Source organism: Kitasatospora sp. NPDC059817 (assembly GCF_042731835.1).
In the GTDB taxonomy this organism is placed as follows: Bacteria; Actinomycetota; Actinomycetes; order Streptomycetales; family Streptomycetaceae; genus Kitasatospora.
Map to the genome: position 1 here is coordinate 1 of NZ_JBHWIR010000140.1, position 13,843 is coordinate 13,843.

10 protein-coding genes are annotated in these 13,843 nt (G+C 74.1%); 5 read left to right on the top strand and 5 right to left on the bottom strand.

Going from position 1 to position 13,843, the window contains the following annotated elements; all coding sequences use genetic code 11:
* Nucleotides 1–37: 37 nt before the first annotated feature.
* A complete protein-coding gene (locus ACFV61_RS25725) occupies nucleotides 38–943 on the bottom strand; it encodes an esterase/lipase family protein (RefSeq protein ID WP_380494122.1) in 906 nt (301 codons plus the stop codon).
* Between the two features lie 201 nt (nucleotides 944–1,144).
* On the opposite strand from ACFV61_RS25725, the gene ACFV61_RS25730 reads away from it, so the two are divergent.
* Complete coding sequence (locus ACFV61_RS25730) at nucleotides 1,145–2,629, top strand: helix-turn-helix domain-containing protein (RefSeq protein WP_380494106.1); 1,485 nt, start codon at nucleotides 1,145–1,147, stop codon at nucleotides 2,627–2,629.
* A gap of 45 nt (nucleotides 2,630–2,674) precedes the next feature.
* Here the strand turns inward: ACFV61_RS25730 and ACFV61_RS25735 are convergent, their stop codons facing one another.
* Nucleotides 2,675–3,430 carry an acyltransferase gene (locus ACFV61_RS25735; protein ID WP_380379322.1) on the bottom strand — a complete coding sequence of 252 codons (756 nt, stop codon included), beginning with the start codon at nucleotides 3,428–3,430 and terminating at the stop codon, nucleotides 2,675–2,677.
* 169 nt (nucleotides 3,431–3,599) lie between these two features.
* On the opposite strand from ACFV61_RS25735, the gene ACFV61_RS25740 reads away from it, so the two are divergent.
* Nucleotides 3,600–4,361, top strand: a complete 762-nt coding sequence (locus tag ACFV61_RS25740) for a maleylpyruvate isomerase family mycothiol-dependent enzyme (RefSeq protein WP_380494108.1) — start codon at nucleotides 3,600–3,602, stop codon at nucleotides 4,359–4,361.
* A 93-nt stretch (nucleotides 4,362–4,454) separates the two neighbouring features.
* Here the strand turns inward: ACFV61_RS25740 and ACFV61_RS25745 are convergent, their stop codons facing one another.
* Complete coding sequence (locus tag ACFV61_RS25745; RefSeq protein WP_063350153.1) at nucleotides 4,455–5,228, bottom strand: enoyl-CoA hydratase family protein; 774 nt, start codon at nucleotides 5,226–5,228, stop codon at nucleotides 4,455–4,457.
* Nucleotides 5,229–5,398: 170 nt separating this feature from the next.
* On the bottom strand, nucleotides 5,399–6,892 hold the full coding sequence (locus tag ACFV61_RS25750; RefSeq protein WP_380494110.1) for an MFS transporter: 1,494 nt from the start codon (nucleotides 6,890–6,892) through the stop codon (nucleotides 5,399–5,401).
* Nucleotides 6,893–7,012: 120 nt separating this feature from the next.
* On the opposite strand from ACFV61_RS25750, the gene ACFV61_RS25755 reads away from it, so the two are divergent.
* Nucleotides 7,013–7,999 (top strand): ArsR/SmtB family transcription factor, encoded by a 987-nt coding sequence (locus tag ACFV61_RS25755; RefSeq protein ID WP_380379329.1) that lies wholly within the window; start codon nucleotides 7,013–7,015, stop codon nucleotides 7,997–7,999.
* A 254-nt stretch (nucleotides 8,000–8,253) separates the two neighbouring features.
* Nucleotides 8,254–10,557 carry a glycosyl hydrolase family 18 protein gene (locus ACFV61_RS25760; protein WP_380494112.1) on the top strand — a complete coding sequence of 768 codons (2,304 nt, stop codon included), beginning with the start codon at nucleotides 8,254–8,256 and terminating at the stop codon, nucleotides 10,555–10,557.
* Between the two features lie 136 nt (nucleotides 10,558–10,693).
* On the opposite strand, the gene ACFV61_RS25765 is transcribed toward ACFV61_RS25760, so the two are convergent.
* Nucleotides 10,694–11,995 (bottom strand): geranylgeranyl reductase family protein, encoded by a 1,302-nt coding sequence (locus tag ACFV61_RS25765; protein ID WP_380484575.1) that lies wholly within the window; start codon nucleotides 11,993–11,995, stop codon nucleotides 10,694–10,696.
* A gap of 392 nt (nucleotides 11,996–12,387) precedes the next feature.
* Between ACFV61_RS25765 and ACFV61_RS25770 the strand changes: the two genes are divergently transcribed.
* A complete protein-coding gene (locus tag ACFV61_RS25770; protein WP_380494114.1) occupies nucleotides 12,388–13,752 on the top strand; it encodes a dipeptidase in 1,365 nt (454 codons plus the stop codon).
* Nucleotides 13,753–13,843 lie beyond the last annotated feature (91 nt).

Below are 13,843 nucleotides of genomic sequence, written 5' to 3' on the forward strand. Positions count from 1 at the left end.
GAGGTCTCCCGGGCCGCAGCGTTCCGGTGGGTGCGGCTCAGCCGCAGAACACCGGTGTGGCGTGCGCCGGATCCAGGGCGTTGGCCACCAGGTGCAGCGCCGTCGGCGAGAACGCGATCGCCACGTGCTCGGCGAGCGTGATCGGGCAGTGGTTCTGCAGCACCTCGTTGTCGACGGCCGGGCCGGTCAGGAACTGGGTCCGCCACGGGGTGACGACCTCGTCGTACACGGTCGAGATCACCGTGTAGCTCACGCCCGGCACGGTGTCCGGGCGGGAGGCCATCGTGCGGTTGAAGTCGGAGCCCACCGCCTGGTCGCGGCAGGCCTGGCAGACGGTGAAGATCAGGTCCGCGACGCCGGGGAAGTACGGCACGAGCTTGGTGATCCCGTCGAGCGTCGTGCCGTGGTTGGACGGCGCCAGGCCGACCAGCCGGCCGACCTTCGCGGCCCCGCCGAGGAACTTCAGGTAGTAGTTCGGCAGCATGCCGCCCTGCGAGTGCCCGACGATGTCGACCTTGGCCGCGCCGGTCGCTTTCAGCACCAGGTCGACGAACCGCCCGAGTTGGGCGGCCGTCTCGGGCACCGGGCCCAGGCCGCCGATCGGCAGCAGCAGGCCGCTGCCGCTGGAGGTGATGCCCGGGATGGTGCCGTAGTCGAGCGCGAAGACGCAGTACCCGAGGCCCTTCAGCAGCGGGGAGAGCGCGAGCCAGTTCTCGTAGCGGTTGGCGAAGGTGCCGTGCACGAGGACCACCGGATCGGGGTGGGCGGCGCTCGGGCGGCAGTTCCAGTCGTTGGCGCCGGGCGGCGAGGCCACCGAGTCACCGTCGGGCGGCAGTTCGGCGGCGGCGGAGGTGGCGGCAGCGCTGAGGGAGCGGGCGGCGGCGGGCGCGACGGAGGGGGACGTCACGGCGCTCGCCGGGGCGGCCGACGCGCCGGCCAGCATCGCGCCCGCCAGCACGGTCGCGCCGATGGCCCCGCCGAGCCTGCGGCGCACGGGAGTTGCGGAGAAGCGGAGAAGTGGGGTTCTCAACTGTTGCCTCCACGGCGGAAGTTTGTTACCAACAGGTAACCCGAGTGGCTCCATCATGCGGTCGCCCCTCCGGCCCGGCCCTTGGGCGTTCCCCAGACCTGGACGGTGTTCTCTGTGACCGGTCACAACGCACCCGCCGCCTCGCCCGGCCGCTCACCCGACGCCACACCCCGCTCCGAGCCGCACTCCGCGCCCGCCTCCGTGCCCCCCTCCGCAGCCGACCGCACACCCGTCCGTGCGCCCGAGCCCACCGCCGTCCCCGACCACACCACCGTGCGCGCGCCCGACCGCACCGCCGACCGCACGCCCGGCTGGCGCGTCCCGGTGATCGGCGGCCGACCGGCCGACCAACGACTCCTGGGCGGTGTACGCCAGTTGGCCGAGAGCGTGGTCGCCGCCCTGCTGGACCGCGTGCCGGTGTACCACCGCCTGCCCCGCGAACAGCTCACCGGCGAACTCACCCGCGACACCGAGCGCCGGATCCGCGCCCTGGCCCACGCCGTCCGCACCGGACTCCCCGCCCCCGACGAGGAGTTCGCCGCCGTCCGGGAGGCCGCCGCCCGCCGCGCCGAGGAGGGCCTGCCGCTGGACGCCGTCCTGCTCGCCCACCACCTCGGGCTGGAGGTCTGCTGGGAGTTCGTCACCCGGCACGCCCGCGACGGCGACGCCGCCGACCTGCTCGTCCTCAACCGGCTGCTGCTCGACCAGCTCCGCCAGGCCACCACCGCCGCCGGCGCCGGCTACCTCGACGAACGCCGCCCGACCGGCGACCGGCGCGGCGCCGCCCGGCAGTCGCTGCTCACCGCACTGCTCGCCGGCACCCCGGCGGACGAGGCCGCCGCCCGGGCCGGGCTCCAACTGCCGCCCCGGTACGCCGTCCTGTGCCTGTCCGTCGCCGACCACCCCGACGAGCACGCCCCCGGCGTCGACCCGGGCATCGCCGGCCGCCGCAAGCTCCGCCGGCTAGTCGCCGAACTCGACCACCGGACACGGCAGTCGGCGATCACCGCGCTCACCCCCTCGGGCGGCCTCGTGCTCGTCCCGCTCGGGCCGCCCCCGGAGGCCCGGCCGGGCCTCCGGCCGGAGAGAGCGTCCGGGCGCCCCGGCACGCCCGCCGAACTCCCGTGGCAGCACCTCGCCGCCACCGTCGCCGCGGCCGCCCGGGCCGGAGGCGTCCCCGTCCTGGCCGCGGCGGCGTCCGCCGCACCCTGCGAGGTGCCGGGCGCGGCCGCGCTCGCGCACGAAGTCCTGGACGTGGCCCGCGCGTTCGACCGTCCACCCGGCCTGTACCGGCTCGACGACGTCCTGCTCGAATACCAGCTCACCCGCCCCAGCCAGGCCCGCTCCCGGCTCGCCGCACTGCTCGAACCACTGGCCGACGGCGGCGAGTTGCTCACCACCCTGCGCACCCACCTGGCCGGCGGGCTCAACCGGCGGCACACCGCGGGCGCCCTGCACCTGCACCCGAACACCGTCGACTACCGGCTGCGCCGGATCGCCGCCCTCACCGGCCTCGACCCCGCCCGCCCCGCCGACGTCCTGCGGATCACCGCCGCCATCGCCGCCCGCGCCGCCGAACAGGCCCCCGCAGTCCGATAGCGACGTACCGGCACCCGCCCCACCGGGAACGGCGGCGCGGGTGCATCAGCCCTGCTCCCCCGGCAACCGCAGGTCCCACCCCACCAGGGCCCGCAGTTGCTCCGCCGTCACGCCGTCCGGCACCGGCTGGGGTGCGTCGTGGCGCAGCGGCGGCTGCCAGCCCTCCTCGGCCGTCCAACGGCGGACCACCTTGGCCGGCGCCCCGGCCACCACGCTGTGGTCGGGCACCTCGCCGCGCACCACCGCGCCCGCCGCGACCACCACGTTGCGGCCGATCCGGGCCCCCGGCAGGATCACCGCGCCGGTGCCGATCCAGCTCCCGGCACCGATCTCCACCGGTTCGTTGCGCGGCCACTGCTTGCCGATCGGCAGGTCGGTGGACCGGTACTCGTGCGCCTGGTCGGAGATGTAGACGCCGGGCCCGGTCCACACGTCGTCGCCGAGGACGATCGACTGGTGGCCCACGATGTGGCTGTCCCGGCCGATCACACAGCCGCCGCCGATCCGTACGATCGGCTCGGGCCCGAGGTCGAGGCCGGGTAGGAAACCGGCGCTGATGGTGACCCGCTCACCGATGATCGAGAACGGCCCGATGGTGATCCACTGCTCGTTGAAGACCGCGCCGAGCGGGAACGCCAGCGTCGTACCGTCGCCCAACTCGCCGAACCGGTACGGGCCCGGGCTCTGCCGGGTGACCGCACCGGTCCTCTGCACCCAGCGCCAGCCCCGGTGGACGAGGCGGCCGGCGGCACGGCGGCCACCGGCTCGGACCGCGGAGAGCAGCGAACGGGTTATCGGCATGCCCTCACGTTACCGGCCCGTAGGGTCCGGCCGGCCGCCGGGCGGTCAACATCACACCGGCCCCGCACCCGCCCTGGCCTGCGGCCTCCCAAGGCCAGGCCCGGCCCGCCGCCCGGGCGGGTCCGAAAACCGCAACCGGCCGGCGGGCTCCGGTGCAACACTCCCCCCCATGGAGATCACCGAACACATCGACGCCCTGCGCCGCGAGGGCACCCTGCTCGCCGAAGCGGCCGCCCGTACCGACCTCGCCGCCCCCGTACCGACCTGCCCGGACTGGAGCCTCAACGACCTGCTGAGGCACGTCGGAAACGTCCACCGCTGGGCCGCCGCCTACCCCTCCCAGGGCCTGCCCGCGCCCCTCGACGAGGACGGCAGGCGGGCCGTGATCGGGCCGGCGCCGTCCGACGCGGCACTGCTCGACTGGTTCCGCGAAGGCCACGCCGCCCTGGTGGACACGCTCACCCGGGCCCCGGCCGACGTCGAGTGCTGGAGCTTCCTGCCGTCGCCCAGCCCGCTCGGGTTCTGGGCCCGCCGCCAGGCGCACGAGACCGCCGTCCACCGCGCCGACGCCGACGCGGCGGCCGGCACCGACGGCCCCAGGGTGGACACCGCCCTCGCCCTCGACGGCATCGACGAACTGCTGGGCGGCTTCGTGGCCAGCAGCCGCTCCCGGCTGCGCAGCGAACGGACCCGCACCATCGGGGTCCGGACCACCGACGGCCCCGGCTCCTGGCAGCTGACCATCACCCAGGAGCCGCCGGCCGTCGGCACGGGCGGCGCCGCCGAACCGGCCGACCTCACCCTCACCGGCCCCGCCCACGACCTGTACCTGCTGCTGTGGAACCGGCTCCCGGTCGGGTCCGCGCAGGTCGAACTCGCCGGCGACGAGGCGCTGCTCGAACTCTGGCGGACCAGCGCGGTCATCGGCTGAGACCGCGCTGCACGTAGCGCGCCACGGGTAGAGCGCCGCGGGCAGCGTGCCGCGCGCTGGGATCAGGGGCCGGGGGGGTGGAGCGGCCCGGGGTCAGCGCACCCAGCGCGCGGGCCGCTTCTCCAGGAACGCCCGCATCCCCTCCTGCGCCTCCGCCGACCCGAACAGCCGCGCCGACAGCTCCACCAGCCCCTCCGCGTCCCGCTCGAAGGACCGCACCACCTCGGCGTTGGCCAGCCGCTTGGACTCCGCCAGCCCCTGCGGGGAGCCCTGGCGCAGCGCGTCCAGCAGGCCCTTCAACGCGACCCCGGTGTCCTCGGCGGACTCGGTGGCGCGGGTGATCAGGCCGATCCGGGCGGCCTCGGCGGCGTCGAAGACCTCACCGGTGAGATAGTAGCGGGAGGCGGCGCGCGGGTCCAGCTTGGGGCGCAGCGGCAGCGAGATCACGGCGGGCGCGAGGCCGAGCCTGACCTCGGTGAACGCGAAGGTCGCGGCCGGCCCGGCGAGGGCGAGGTCCGCCGCGCCGATCAGGCCGAGGCCACCGGCCCGGGCGTGCCCGTCGATCACGGCGATCACCGGCTTGGTGCAGTCGACGATCGCCCGCTGCAGCTCGACCAGTCCGCGCGGGCCGACCGTCGGGTCCGCGCCGGTCGCCTCGGACAGGTCCGCACCCGCGCAGAACACCTTGCCGGTGTGCCCGAGCACCACGGCCCGGACCTCCGGGTCGGCCGCGGCGACCGCCAGACCGGCGTGCAGCTCGGCCATCAGCCGGGTGGAGAGTGCGTTGCGGTTGTGCGGCGAGTCGAGGGTGATCGTGGTGACGGCGTCGGCGGTGGTGACGCGGACGAGGGGCTCTGCGCTGGTCATCGGCGGGGCCTGCCTTCCGGCTGAGGGTGGGTCGGACTGCCGCGCCGCCCAGGGTGCCCGGGCGACGCCCGGACGACTCTGGCACGCCCACCCGCCCCTCGGCCAGAGCCAATCCCGCCCGAGGCGCTGATCGGGATCGAGGCCCTCACGCTCGTCCGGGAGTAGCCGCGTCACCGAGCCTCGGCGTTCCCTTCCCGTCGCCCGGCCCACCGGACGGCGGGGCCCATCGCCAGGCCCGCCGCCGCCAGCACCGCGCCCAGGACGGCCCAGCCGGCCAGACCGAACCCGATCACGGCAGTGCTGACCAAGGCCGGACCGGCCATCATCGACGCCGCCGAACCCGCGTTGTACACGCCCTGGTAGGCGCCGTGGTCGCGCTCCCCCGCGAGGTCGTAGCTGAGCGCCCAGCCGCCGGCCTGGCCGAACACCTCGCCCAGCGACTGCAGCGCGATGCCGCCGAGCACCACCACGGCGGCGACGAGCGCGGGCAGGCCGTGCGCGAGGCCGACGACCAGGCACGAGGCGGCGAGCAGCAGCCCCCCGCGGCCGCAGAGCCGGGCGGCCGTCGCCCGGTCCTCCGTCCCCCGGGTGGCCCGCACCTGAAGGGCGATCACCAGCAGGGTGTTGACGATCAGGGTGCCCGCGACGGTGATCCGGGGCGCCTCGGTGTCATGGACGATCCACAGCGGCACGCCGACCTCCAGGACGGCGAACTGCAGGGCGAGGACCGCGTTCAGCACCGTCACGACCAGGAACGGGCCGTCCCGCAGCGCCGGATTGCGCCGCTTGCCCCGCCGGGCACCGCCGTCCCCCGGTTCCGCGGACGGCGCGACCGGGGCCGGGTGCGCGTGGGCGGGGAGGCGGTGGGCGGGGAGGCGGTGGGCGGGGAGGCGGTGGGCGGGGAGGCGGTGGGCGGGGAGGCGGTGGAACAGCACGGCGACGACCACGAAGGAAGCGGCGTCGGCCAGAATCGCCGTCAGATAGGCCGGCTTGGTGTCCACCTGGAGCGCGATCGCGCCGACGGCCGTCCCCAGGCAGATGCCCACGTTGGTCACCACCCGCAGGTAGGCCCGGCCCGCCACCCGGCGGTCGGGCGGCAGCACCTCGGCGTAGAGCGCGTTCCGCACGGCGGCGGACCCGCGGTCGACGGCCGCGACCCCGCAGGCCAGCACCACGAAGGCCGGATAGCTGTGCACGAGCGTGTACCCGGCGGTGCCGACCGCCTGCACTGCGACCAGCACGACCAGCACCGGCCGGGCACCCCAACGGTCGGCGGCCCGCCCGGCCGGCACGCTCGCGACGACGCCGCACAGGCCGGCGGCGGTCAGCCCGAGCCCCAGCTGGGCGGCGCTCAGACCGAGCACCCGGGTGAAGAACAGCACCGCGACGGACAGGGACAGGCCGCTGCCGATCGTGTTGACCAGAGTGATCCCGGCCAGCCGCCGGACCATCGGGTCGGGGTGCAGCCGCCGTCGCACGACGCTGACGAGCCCGCCGCCGACCTGCGGGTCTGCGGTGTCTCCGGGGTCTGCGGTCGTTGCGATCGTTGCGGTGTCTGCGGTGTCTGTGGTGCTTGCGGTGCTTGCGGTGGTTGCCGTGATGGCGGCGCCTCCGGGCATGGCGGGGTCGGGTCCGGACGTCTCCGCCGGCGAGGTGGTGGTCATGTGCTGATCACACCGCCCGACGGCCCGGGTCCGGTACTCCTTTAGGCTCTGGCTAAAACCACGCGCCCCACGCGCCCCAGCTCCGGCGCCCATGCGCCGCGCCGCAGGAGAGCACCCCCCGTGCACCGCTTCACGCTCGGCCTGGCCGACCTCGCCACCACCTGGTTCGCCGTCTCCCCGATCCAGGAGGCCTCGCTCAGCCTGCGCATGTGGACCCACCCCGGGGTCTACCAGCTCCAGACCCCGGCCTTCGAGCGGCTCCGGCCCGCCTTCGAACGGCTGGACTCCACGCTGCTGCTGTCACTCATCGCCGGGAACCGCTGGATCCCCGACTTCCTGACGCCCCGCCCGGCCTCGCCCGCCGCCGACTTCCGCACCGAGCTGGCCACCGTCCGCGCGCTGCCGCCGGAGCAGCTGCGCCCCGAACTGGAGCAGGTCTTCCTGCCGCACGGGCGGCCCCTGCCCGCCGCGCTCGCCGCCGGACTGGCCGACCCGGCGCGGCTGTTGCAGCGGATCGCCGACGCGCTGGAGGAGTACTGGGAGGTCTGCCTCGCGCCGTCCTGGTGGCCGCAGGCCCGTGCGGTCCTGGACGCCGACCTGGTCTACCGGGCCCGGCTGCTCTCCCAGCACGGCGCGGCGGCGCTCTTCGCCGACCTGGACCACCGGCTGCACTGGGAGGACGGCGTCCTGTCGATCAACCGCCGGTGGACGGACTGGGACGCGGAGACCGCCGTGGACGGCCGCGGCCTCGTCCTCATCCCGACCTTCTTCGCCCGCGGCGCGATCACGATGATCAGCAACGAGCGTGCGCCGCAGATCAGTTACCCGGCGCGCGGCCAGGCAGGCATGGCCGGCCCGGGGACGCCGGTGCCGCCGCGGGCGCTGGAGGCGCTGGTCGGCGCGCCGAAGGCCCGGCTGCTGGCCCTGCTCGCCGAACCCGCTTCCACCACCGACCTCGCCTACCGGCTGGGCGTCACCCCCGGCGCGGTCAGCCAGCACCTGTCCGTCCTCGCCGCCACCGGCCTGGTCACCCGGGCCCGGCACGGCCGCTCGGTGCTGTACCTGCGCAGCCCGCTCGGGGACGAGCTGACGGGGGCGAACAGGTGACAAGTAACAGATAACAGATTTCAACATCTGTTATCTGAAAGTTGTCACCTGTTCGCCCCCGCAGCCCCCGACCGGCCCGCGCCACCCCGACGAATCCCCCAACTCCCCAGTGGTACAGACCTGTTGACGCATTGGTCCAGTCCTCCTACAGTGCCCATGCCCCGCCTCCCCACGGCGCGGGCACCCATCGCACACGCACCAAGCACAGCGGTTCTACGTCACCCTGTTCAACCCCCACAGTCACAGGGAGAACCATGTCCGCTCGATCCCGGGCCAGGCGCCCGCGCGTGCGCAGCAGACTGCTGGCACTGCTCTCCGTCCTGCTCCTGCCCCTCGCCGCGCTCACCGCGCTGGCCGCCCCGGCGAACGCCGCCGGAAAGCTCACCGCCGCCTTCACCACCGCCAACAACGGCTCCTGGTGGCAGGGCACCTACATCGTCCACAACGACAACGCCACCGCCGTGACCGGCTGGACCCTGGAGTTCGACCTGCCTGCCGGCGTCACCATCGGCAACAGCTACAACGGCACCGCCACCGTCAACGGCCAGCACGTCACCGCGACCAACGCGTTCTACAACGCCACCGTCAACGCCCACACCACCACCGAGCCGTACAGCTTCTGGTTCGTCGGCAACGGCCCGGTCGCCACCCCCACCAACTGCCGCATCAACGGCGACAAGTGCGACGGCACCGCCGACGTCCCGCCGTCCGCGCCGGGCACCCCGGCGGTCACCGAGTCCACCGCGCACACGCTCGCCCTGACCTGGCCGGTCGCCACCGGCGGGGACTTCCCGGTCATCTCCTACGACGTGCTCAACGGCGCCACCGTGGTCGGCTCCAGCGCCACCACCAGTGCCCTGCTCACCGGGCTCACCCCGGCCACCACGTACACGCTGACCGTCCGGGCCAAGGACAGCCGCGGCAACACCGGACCGCTCAGCGCGCCCGTCACCGCCGCCACCTTCGACCCGTCGACCGACCCGGTCCCGCCCACCGCGCCGACCAACCTCCGTACCACGGCGGTCAGTTCGTCGGACGTCACGCTCGTCTGGAACGCCGCGACCGACAACGTCCGGGTCGCCGCGTACGACGTCTACCAGGGCGGCACGCTGGTGGCGACGGTCGGCGGCGGCACCCTGACCGCGACGGTCGGCAGCCTGTCCCCGTCCACCACCTACACGTTCACCGTGAAGGCCCGCGACCCCGCCGACAACGCCTCGCCCGCCTCCGCCCCGCTCACCGCCACCACCTCGGACCTGGTCGGCGCCGGAAAGTACGCCCGGGTCGGCTACTTCGTCCAGTGGGGCATCTACGGCCGCCAGTACTTCGTCAAGAACCTCGACACCTCCGGCAGCGCGGCCAAGCTCGACGTCGTCAACTACGCCTTCGAGAACATCGATCCGGTCAACCTGACCTGCCTGGCGGGCGTCACCAAGGGCACCACCGCCAACCCGCAGGACCCGGACCAGGGCACCGGCGCCGGTGACGCCGACGCCGACTACGCCCGCCCGATGAGCGCCGACCAGTCGGTGGACGGCGTGGCCGACGACGGCTGGGGCAAACTCCGCGGCAACCTCAACCAGGTGAAGAAGCTGAAGGCCAAGTACCCGAACCTGAAGGTGGTCGTCTCACTCGGCGGCTGGACGTACTCCAAGTACTTCTCGGACGTCGCCGCCACCGACGCATCCCGCCAGAAGTTCGTCAAGTCCTGCCTCGACGTGTGGATCAAGGGCAACCTGCCGGTCTACAACGGCGCCGGCGGCGACGGCGTGGCGGCCGGGATCTTCGACGGCATCGACCTCGACTGGGAGTGGCCCGGCTCCGCCGACGGCCACGCCGGCAACCACTGGAGCGCCAACGACAAGGGCAACCTGACCCTGCTGCTGGCCGAATTCCGCAAGCAGCTCGACGCGTTGGGCGGCTCGCACAAGCTGCTCACCGCCTTCACCCCGGCCGACCCGGCGAAGGTCGCCGCGGGCTGGGACCTCACGAAGATCTTCAGCTCGCTGGACATCGCCAACGTCCAGGGCTACGACTTCCACGGCTCCGGCAGCGACAACTCCTGGGAGCCCAACCGCACCGGCCCCCAGGCCAACCTCTACGCCGACCCGAACGACCCGTACAACTTCCACTTCAGCGTGGACGCGGCGGTCCAGACCTACCTCGGCGCCGGGGTCAACCCGCGCAAGCTCACCATCGGCTTCCCGTTCTACGGGCGCGGCTGGCAGGGCGTGGCGGACGGCGGCGCCTCCGGCGTGTGGCAGTCCGCGAACGGCGCGGCCCCGGGCCAGTTCAGCGAGGAGGCCGGCACCCGCGGCTACAACAACCTCATCACCGGAGTCCCCAACCTGACCGTGTACCACGACCCCAAGTCCATTGCGACGTACGGCTACACCGGAGCCGGCGGCCAGTGGTGGACCTTCGACGACGCCTGGTCGATCGCCCAGAAGACGGCCTACCTCAAGTCGAAGAACCTGCTCGGCGGCATGATCTGGGAGATGTCCGGCGACACTCCCTCCGGCACGCTCATCAACGCACTCGACTCCGGGCTCAAATAGCCGGAGGGCACGGCCCGTTGGGCCGGTGGGGCAGCAAGGGCCGGTGCTCCGAGAACAACGGAGCGCCGGCCCGCGCCTCAGGTGCCCCAGGTGCCCGACGGGCCTCCAGGGCCGCACCCGCTTCCAGGGCCTCCCGTCACCGGGACGCCATCGCCGCCAGCTTCCTGGCCGCCCGGTACTGCCGGAGCACCTGCGCGAAGGTGGTGTGCCCCTGGGTGGTCCGGGCGAAGGCCCGCCAGGCCGGCGCCACCAGGCAGACCGCCGCGTGGAACAGGTACGGGCGCCGCTCGAAGGCGCCCAGCAGCTGCTTGCCGGCGCGCATCTCCACGCCCAGCCCGGCCTTGATGGCGAACGCGTAGTTCAGCGCCTCGCGCCGCACGTCCGCCGCCTTGCCCGCCTCCGCGACCTTCACCGCCCACTCGCCGGCCAGCCGGCCCGAGCGCAGCGCGTACGAGATGCCCTCACGGGTCCACGGCTCCAGCAGTCCGGCCGCGTCCCCGGCGACCAGCACCCGGCCGCGGGAGAGCGGCGAGTCCTCGGCCCGGCAGCGGGTCAGGTGCCCGGACTCCACGCTCGGGGTGAAGCCGGACAGCCCCAACCGCCGGATGTAGTCGGCGAGATACTGCTTGGTCCGCTCGCCGTCGCCGCGCGCCGAGATGACGCCGACGGTCAGGCTGCTCGACTCGGTCTTCGGGAACACCCAGCCGTAACTGCCGGGCAGCGGGCCCCAGTCGAGGTGGATCCGGCCCGACCAGTCCGCGGCGACCTGCGGCGGGACGGGGATCTCCGCCTCCAGGCCGAGGTCGATCTGGTCGAAGGTGACGCCGACGTGCCGGGCGATCCGGCTCGCGCTGCCGTCCGCGCCGACCACCGCGCGCGCCTCGAAGGTGCGCCCGTCGGCGGCCGTCACCAGCGCCGTCCGGTGCTCGCCGCCGCGCTGCTCGACGCCGGTGACGGTCACTCCGGTGACCAGCACCGCCCCGGCCTGCTTGGCCGCCTGCACCAGGCGCAGGTCGAACTCGTCCCGGTTGACCAGGCCGAACAGCATCCGCCGGGACCGACGCGTCCGGGTGAACCGCCCGTCGTAGGCGAAGGTGACGGCGTGCACGCGGTCCTGCAGCGGCAGCCGGAAGTCGGGCGGCAGGCTGTCCCGGGACGGGCCGATGATGCCGCCACCGCAGGTCTTGTAACGGGGGTGCTCGGCCTTGTCGAGGAGCAGCACCCGCCGGCCCTGGACGGCGGCGGCGTGCGCGGCCGAGGCTCCGGCCGGTCCGGCGCCGACCACCACGACGTCCCAGACGCCGTCGAGCGGCTCGGGCGCCGACCGGCCGGCCCTCGGCGCGGTCTCGGCTTCGGTCTCGGCTTCGGTCCCAGCCTCGGTCGCGGCTTCGAACACCGTCTCGGTCCCGGCCTCGGGCACCGTCCCGGTCTCGGACACCGTCTCGGGCGTCTCCTCGGACGCCTCGCCTGACGGCTGACCTGACGACCGGCCTGACGGCCGTCCGGACACCTCGGCGTCGAGCGGCGAGGCCTCGGTGTCGAGTGGGCTGCGGGAATCGGAGCTTCCGGAGTCAGTCACGTCGAGCAATCCTATGCGTCCGCCGGACCCGCCGCTGGCCGCGCCGCCCCGAACGCCAGACCGAACCCAGATCGAACCCAGGCCGAGCCCGGGTCGATCCATCGGACCGATCCACCAGACGGTGCGCCGGGCGGGATCGCCGGGTAAAACCACCCGATCGGACTGTTCGAGTCCGCCTATGATCGGCGGTACCCAAACCGCCCCCTCCGCCCGCACCACCCCCCGGGCGAAGCCTTCCCCTCGGAGCCCCGATGTCACAGCCGCTGGCCGACGCCGTCCGGTCCCTGATGGACCGTGCCCGCACCGACCTCGCCGAACTGGTCGCCTTCCCCTCGGTCGCCGACCCGCGCCAGTTCCCGGTCGAGGAGTGCGAGAAGGCCGCCCGCTGGGTCGCCGACGCCTTCGCCGCCGAAGGCCTGACCAACGTCCAGCTGCTGGACACCCCGGACGGCACCCAGTCCGTCTACGCCGAACTGCCCGGCCCCCAGGGCGCGCCGACCGTGCTGCTCTACTCGCACTACGACGTCCAGCCCCCGCTCGACGAGAACGCCTGGCTCAGCCCCGCCTTCGAACTGACCGAGCGTGACGGCCGCTGGTACGGGCGCGGCGCCGCCGACTGCAAGGGCAACATCCTGATGCACCTGACCGCCCTGCGGGCGCTGCGGCAGGCGTACGGCGACGGCTACCCGGTCGGACTGAAGATCATCGTCGAGGGCTCGGAGGAGCAGGGCACCGGCGGCCTGGAGCGCTACGCCGAGGCCCACCCCGAACTGCTCGCCGCCGACGCCATCATCATCGGCGACACCGGCAACTTCGCCGCCGGCCTGCCCACCGTGACCGCCTCGCTGCGCGGCATGACGGTCGTCGAGGTCGCGGTCACCACCCTGGCCGGCAACCTGCACTCCGGCGCCTTCGGCGGCGCCGCCCCGGACGCGCTGCAGTCGCTGGTCCGGATGCTCGCCTCGCTGCACGACGAGCACGGCGACGTCGCGGTGGCCGGACTGACCGGCGGCCAGACCTGGAGCGGTGTCCAGTACCCGGAGGAGCAGTTCCGCTCCGACGCCAAGGTGCTCGACGGCGTCGCCCTGACCGGCACCGGCACCATCGCCGACCGCCTGTGGGCCCGCCCCGCGATCACCGTCCTCGGCATCGACGCCCCGCCGGTGATCGGCGCCACCTCCTCCGTCCAGGCCGCCGCCAAGGCCCTGGTCAGCCTGCGCGTCCCGCCGGGCAACGACCCGACCGCCGCCCAGGACGCGCTGGTCGCCCACCTGGAGGCGCAGGTCCCGCTCGGCGCCCGTCTGACCGTCGAACGTCAGGGCACCGGTGCCCCGTTCAACGCCGACACCACCGGCCCGGCGTACGAGGCGATGGGCGAGGCCATGGCCGAGGCCTTCGGCACCGAGATGGTCGCCTCCGGCGAGGGCGGCTCGATCCCGCTCTGCAACACGCTGCGCTCGCTCTACCCGAAGGCCGAGATCGTGCTGATCGGCGTCGAGGAGCCGACCACCCAGATCCACGCGGTCAACGAGAGCGTCGACCCGCAGGAACTGGAGCGGATGGCCCTCTCCGAGGCCCTGTTCCTCCACCGCTACGCCGAACTGCGCTCGGTCTGACGCGCGTTGGTGGGGGGGGGGGGGGGGCGCCGCGCCCGCCCCCCCCCCCCCCCCCCCCCGCCCCCCCCCCGCGCCCCCCCCCCACCCCCCC

Bases quoted from the DNA above. Each gene is read 5' to 3' on its own strand.
- ACFV61_RS25745 (WP_063350153.1), bottom strand. From the start codon at position 5,228: ATGACCAGCGCAGAGCCCCTCGTCCGCGTCACCACCGCCGACGCCGTC.
- ACFV61_RS25735 (WP_380379322.1), bottom strand. From the start codon at position 3,430: ATGCCGATAACCCGTTCGCTGCTCTCCGCGGTCCGAGCCGGTGGCCGC.
- ACFV61_RS25725 (WP_380494122.1), bottom strand. From the start codon at position 943: ATGCTGGCCGGCGCGTCGGCCGCCCCGGCGAGCGCCGTGACGTCCCCC.
- ACFV61_RS25740 (WP_380494108.1), top strand. From the start codon at position 3,600: ATGGAGATCACCGAACACATCGACGCCCTGCGCCGCGAGGGCACCCTG.
- ACFV61_RS25760 (WP_380494112.1), top strand. From the start codon at position 8,254: ATGTCCGCTCGATCCCGGGCCAGGCGCCCGCGCGTGCGCAGCAGACTG.
- ACFV61_RS25750 (WP_380494110.1), bottom strand. From the start codon at position 6,892: ATGACCACCACCTCGCCGGCGGAGACGTCCGGACCCGACCCCGCCATG.
- ACFV61_RS25770 (WP_380494114.1), top strand. From the start codon at position 12,388: ATGTCACAGCCGCTGGCCGACGCCGTCCGGTCCCTGATGGACCGTGCC.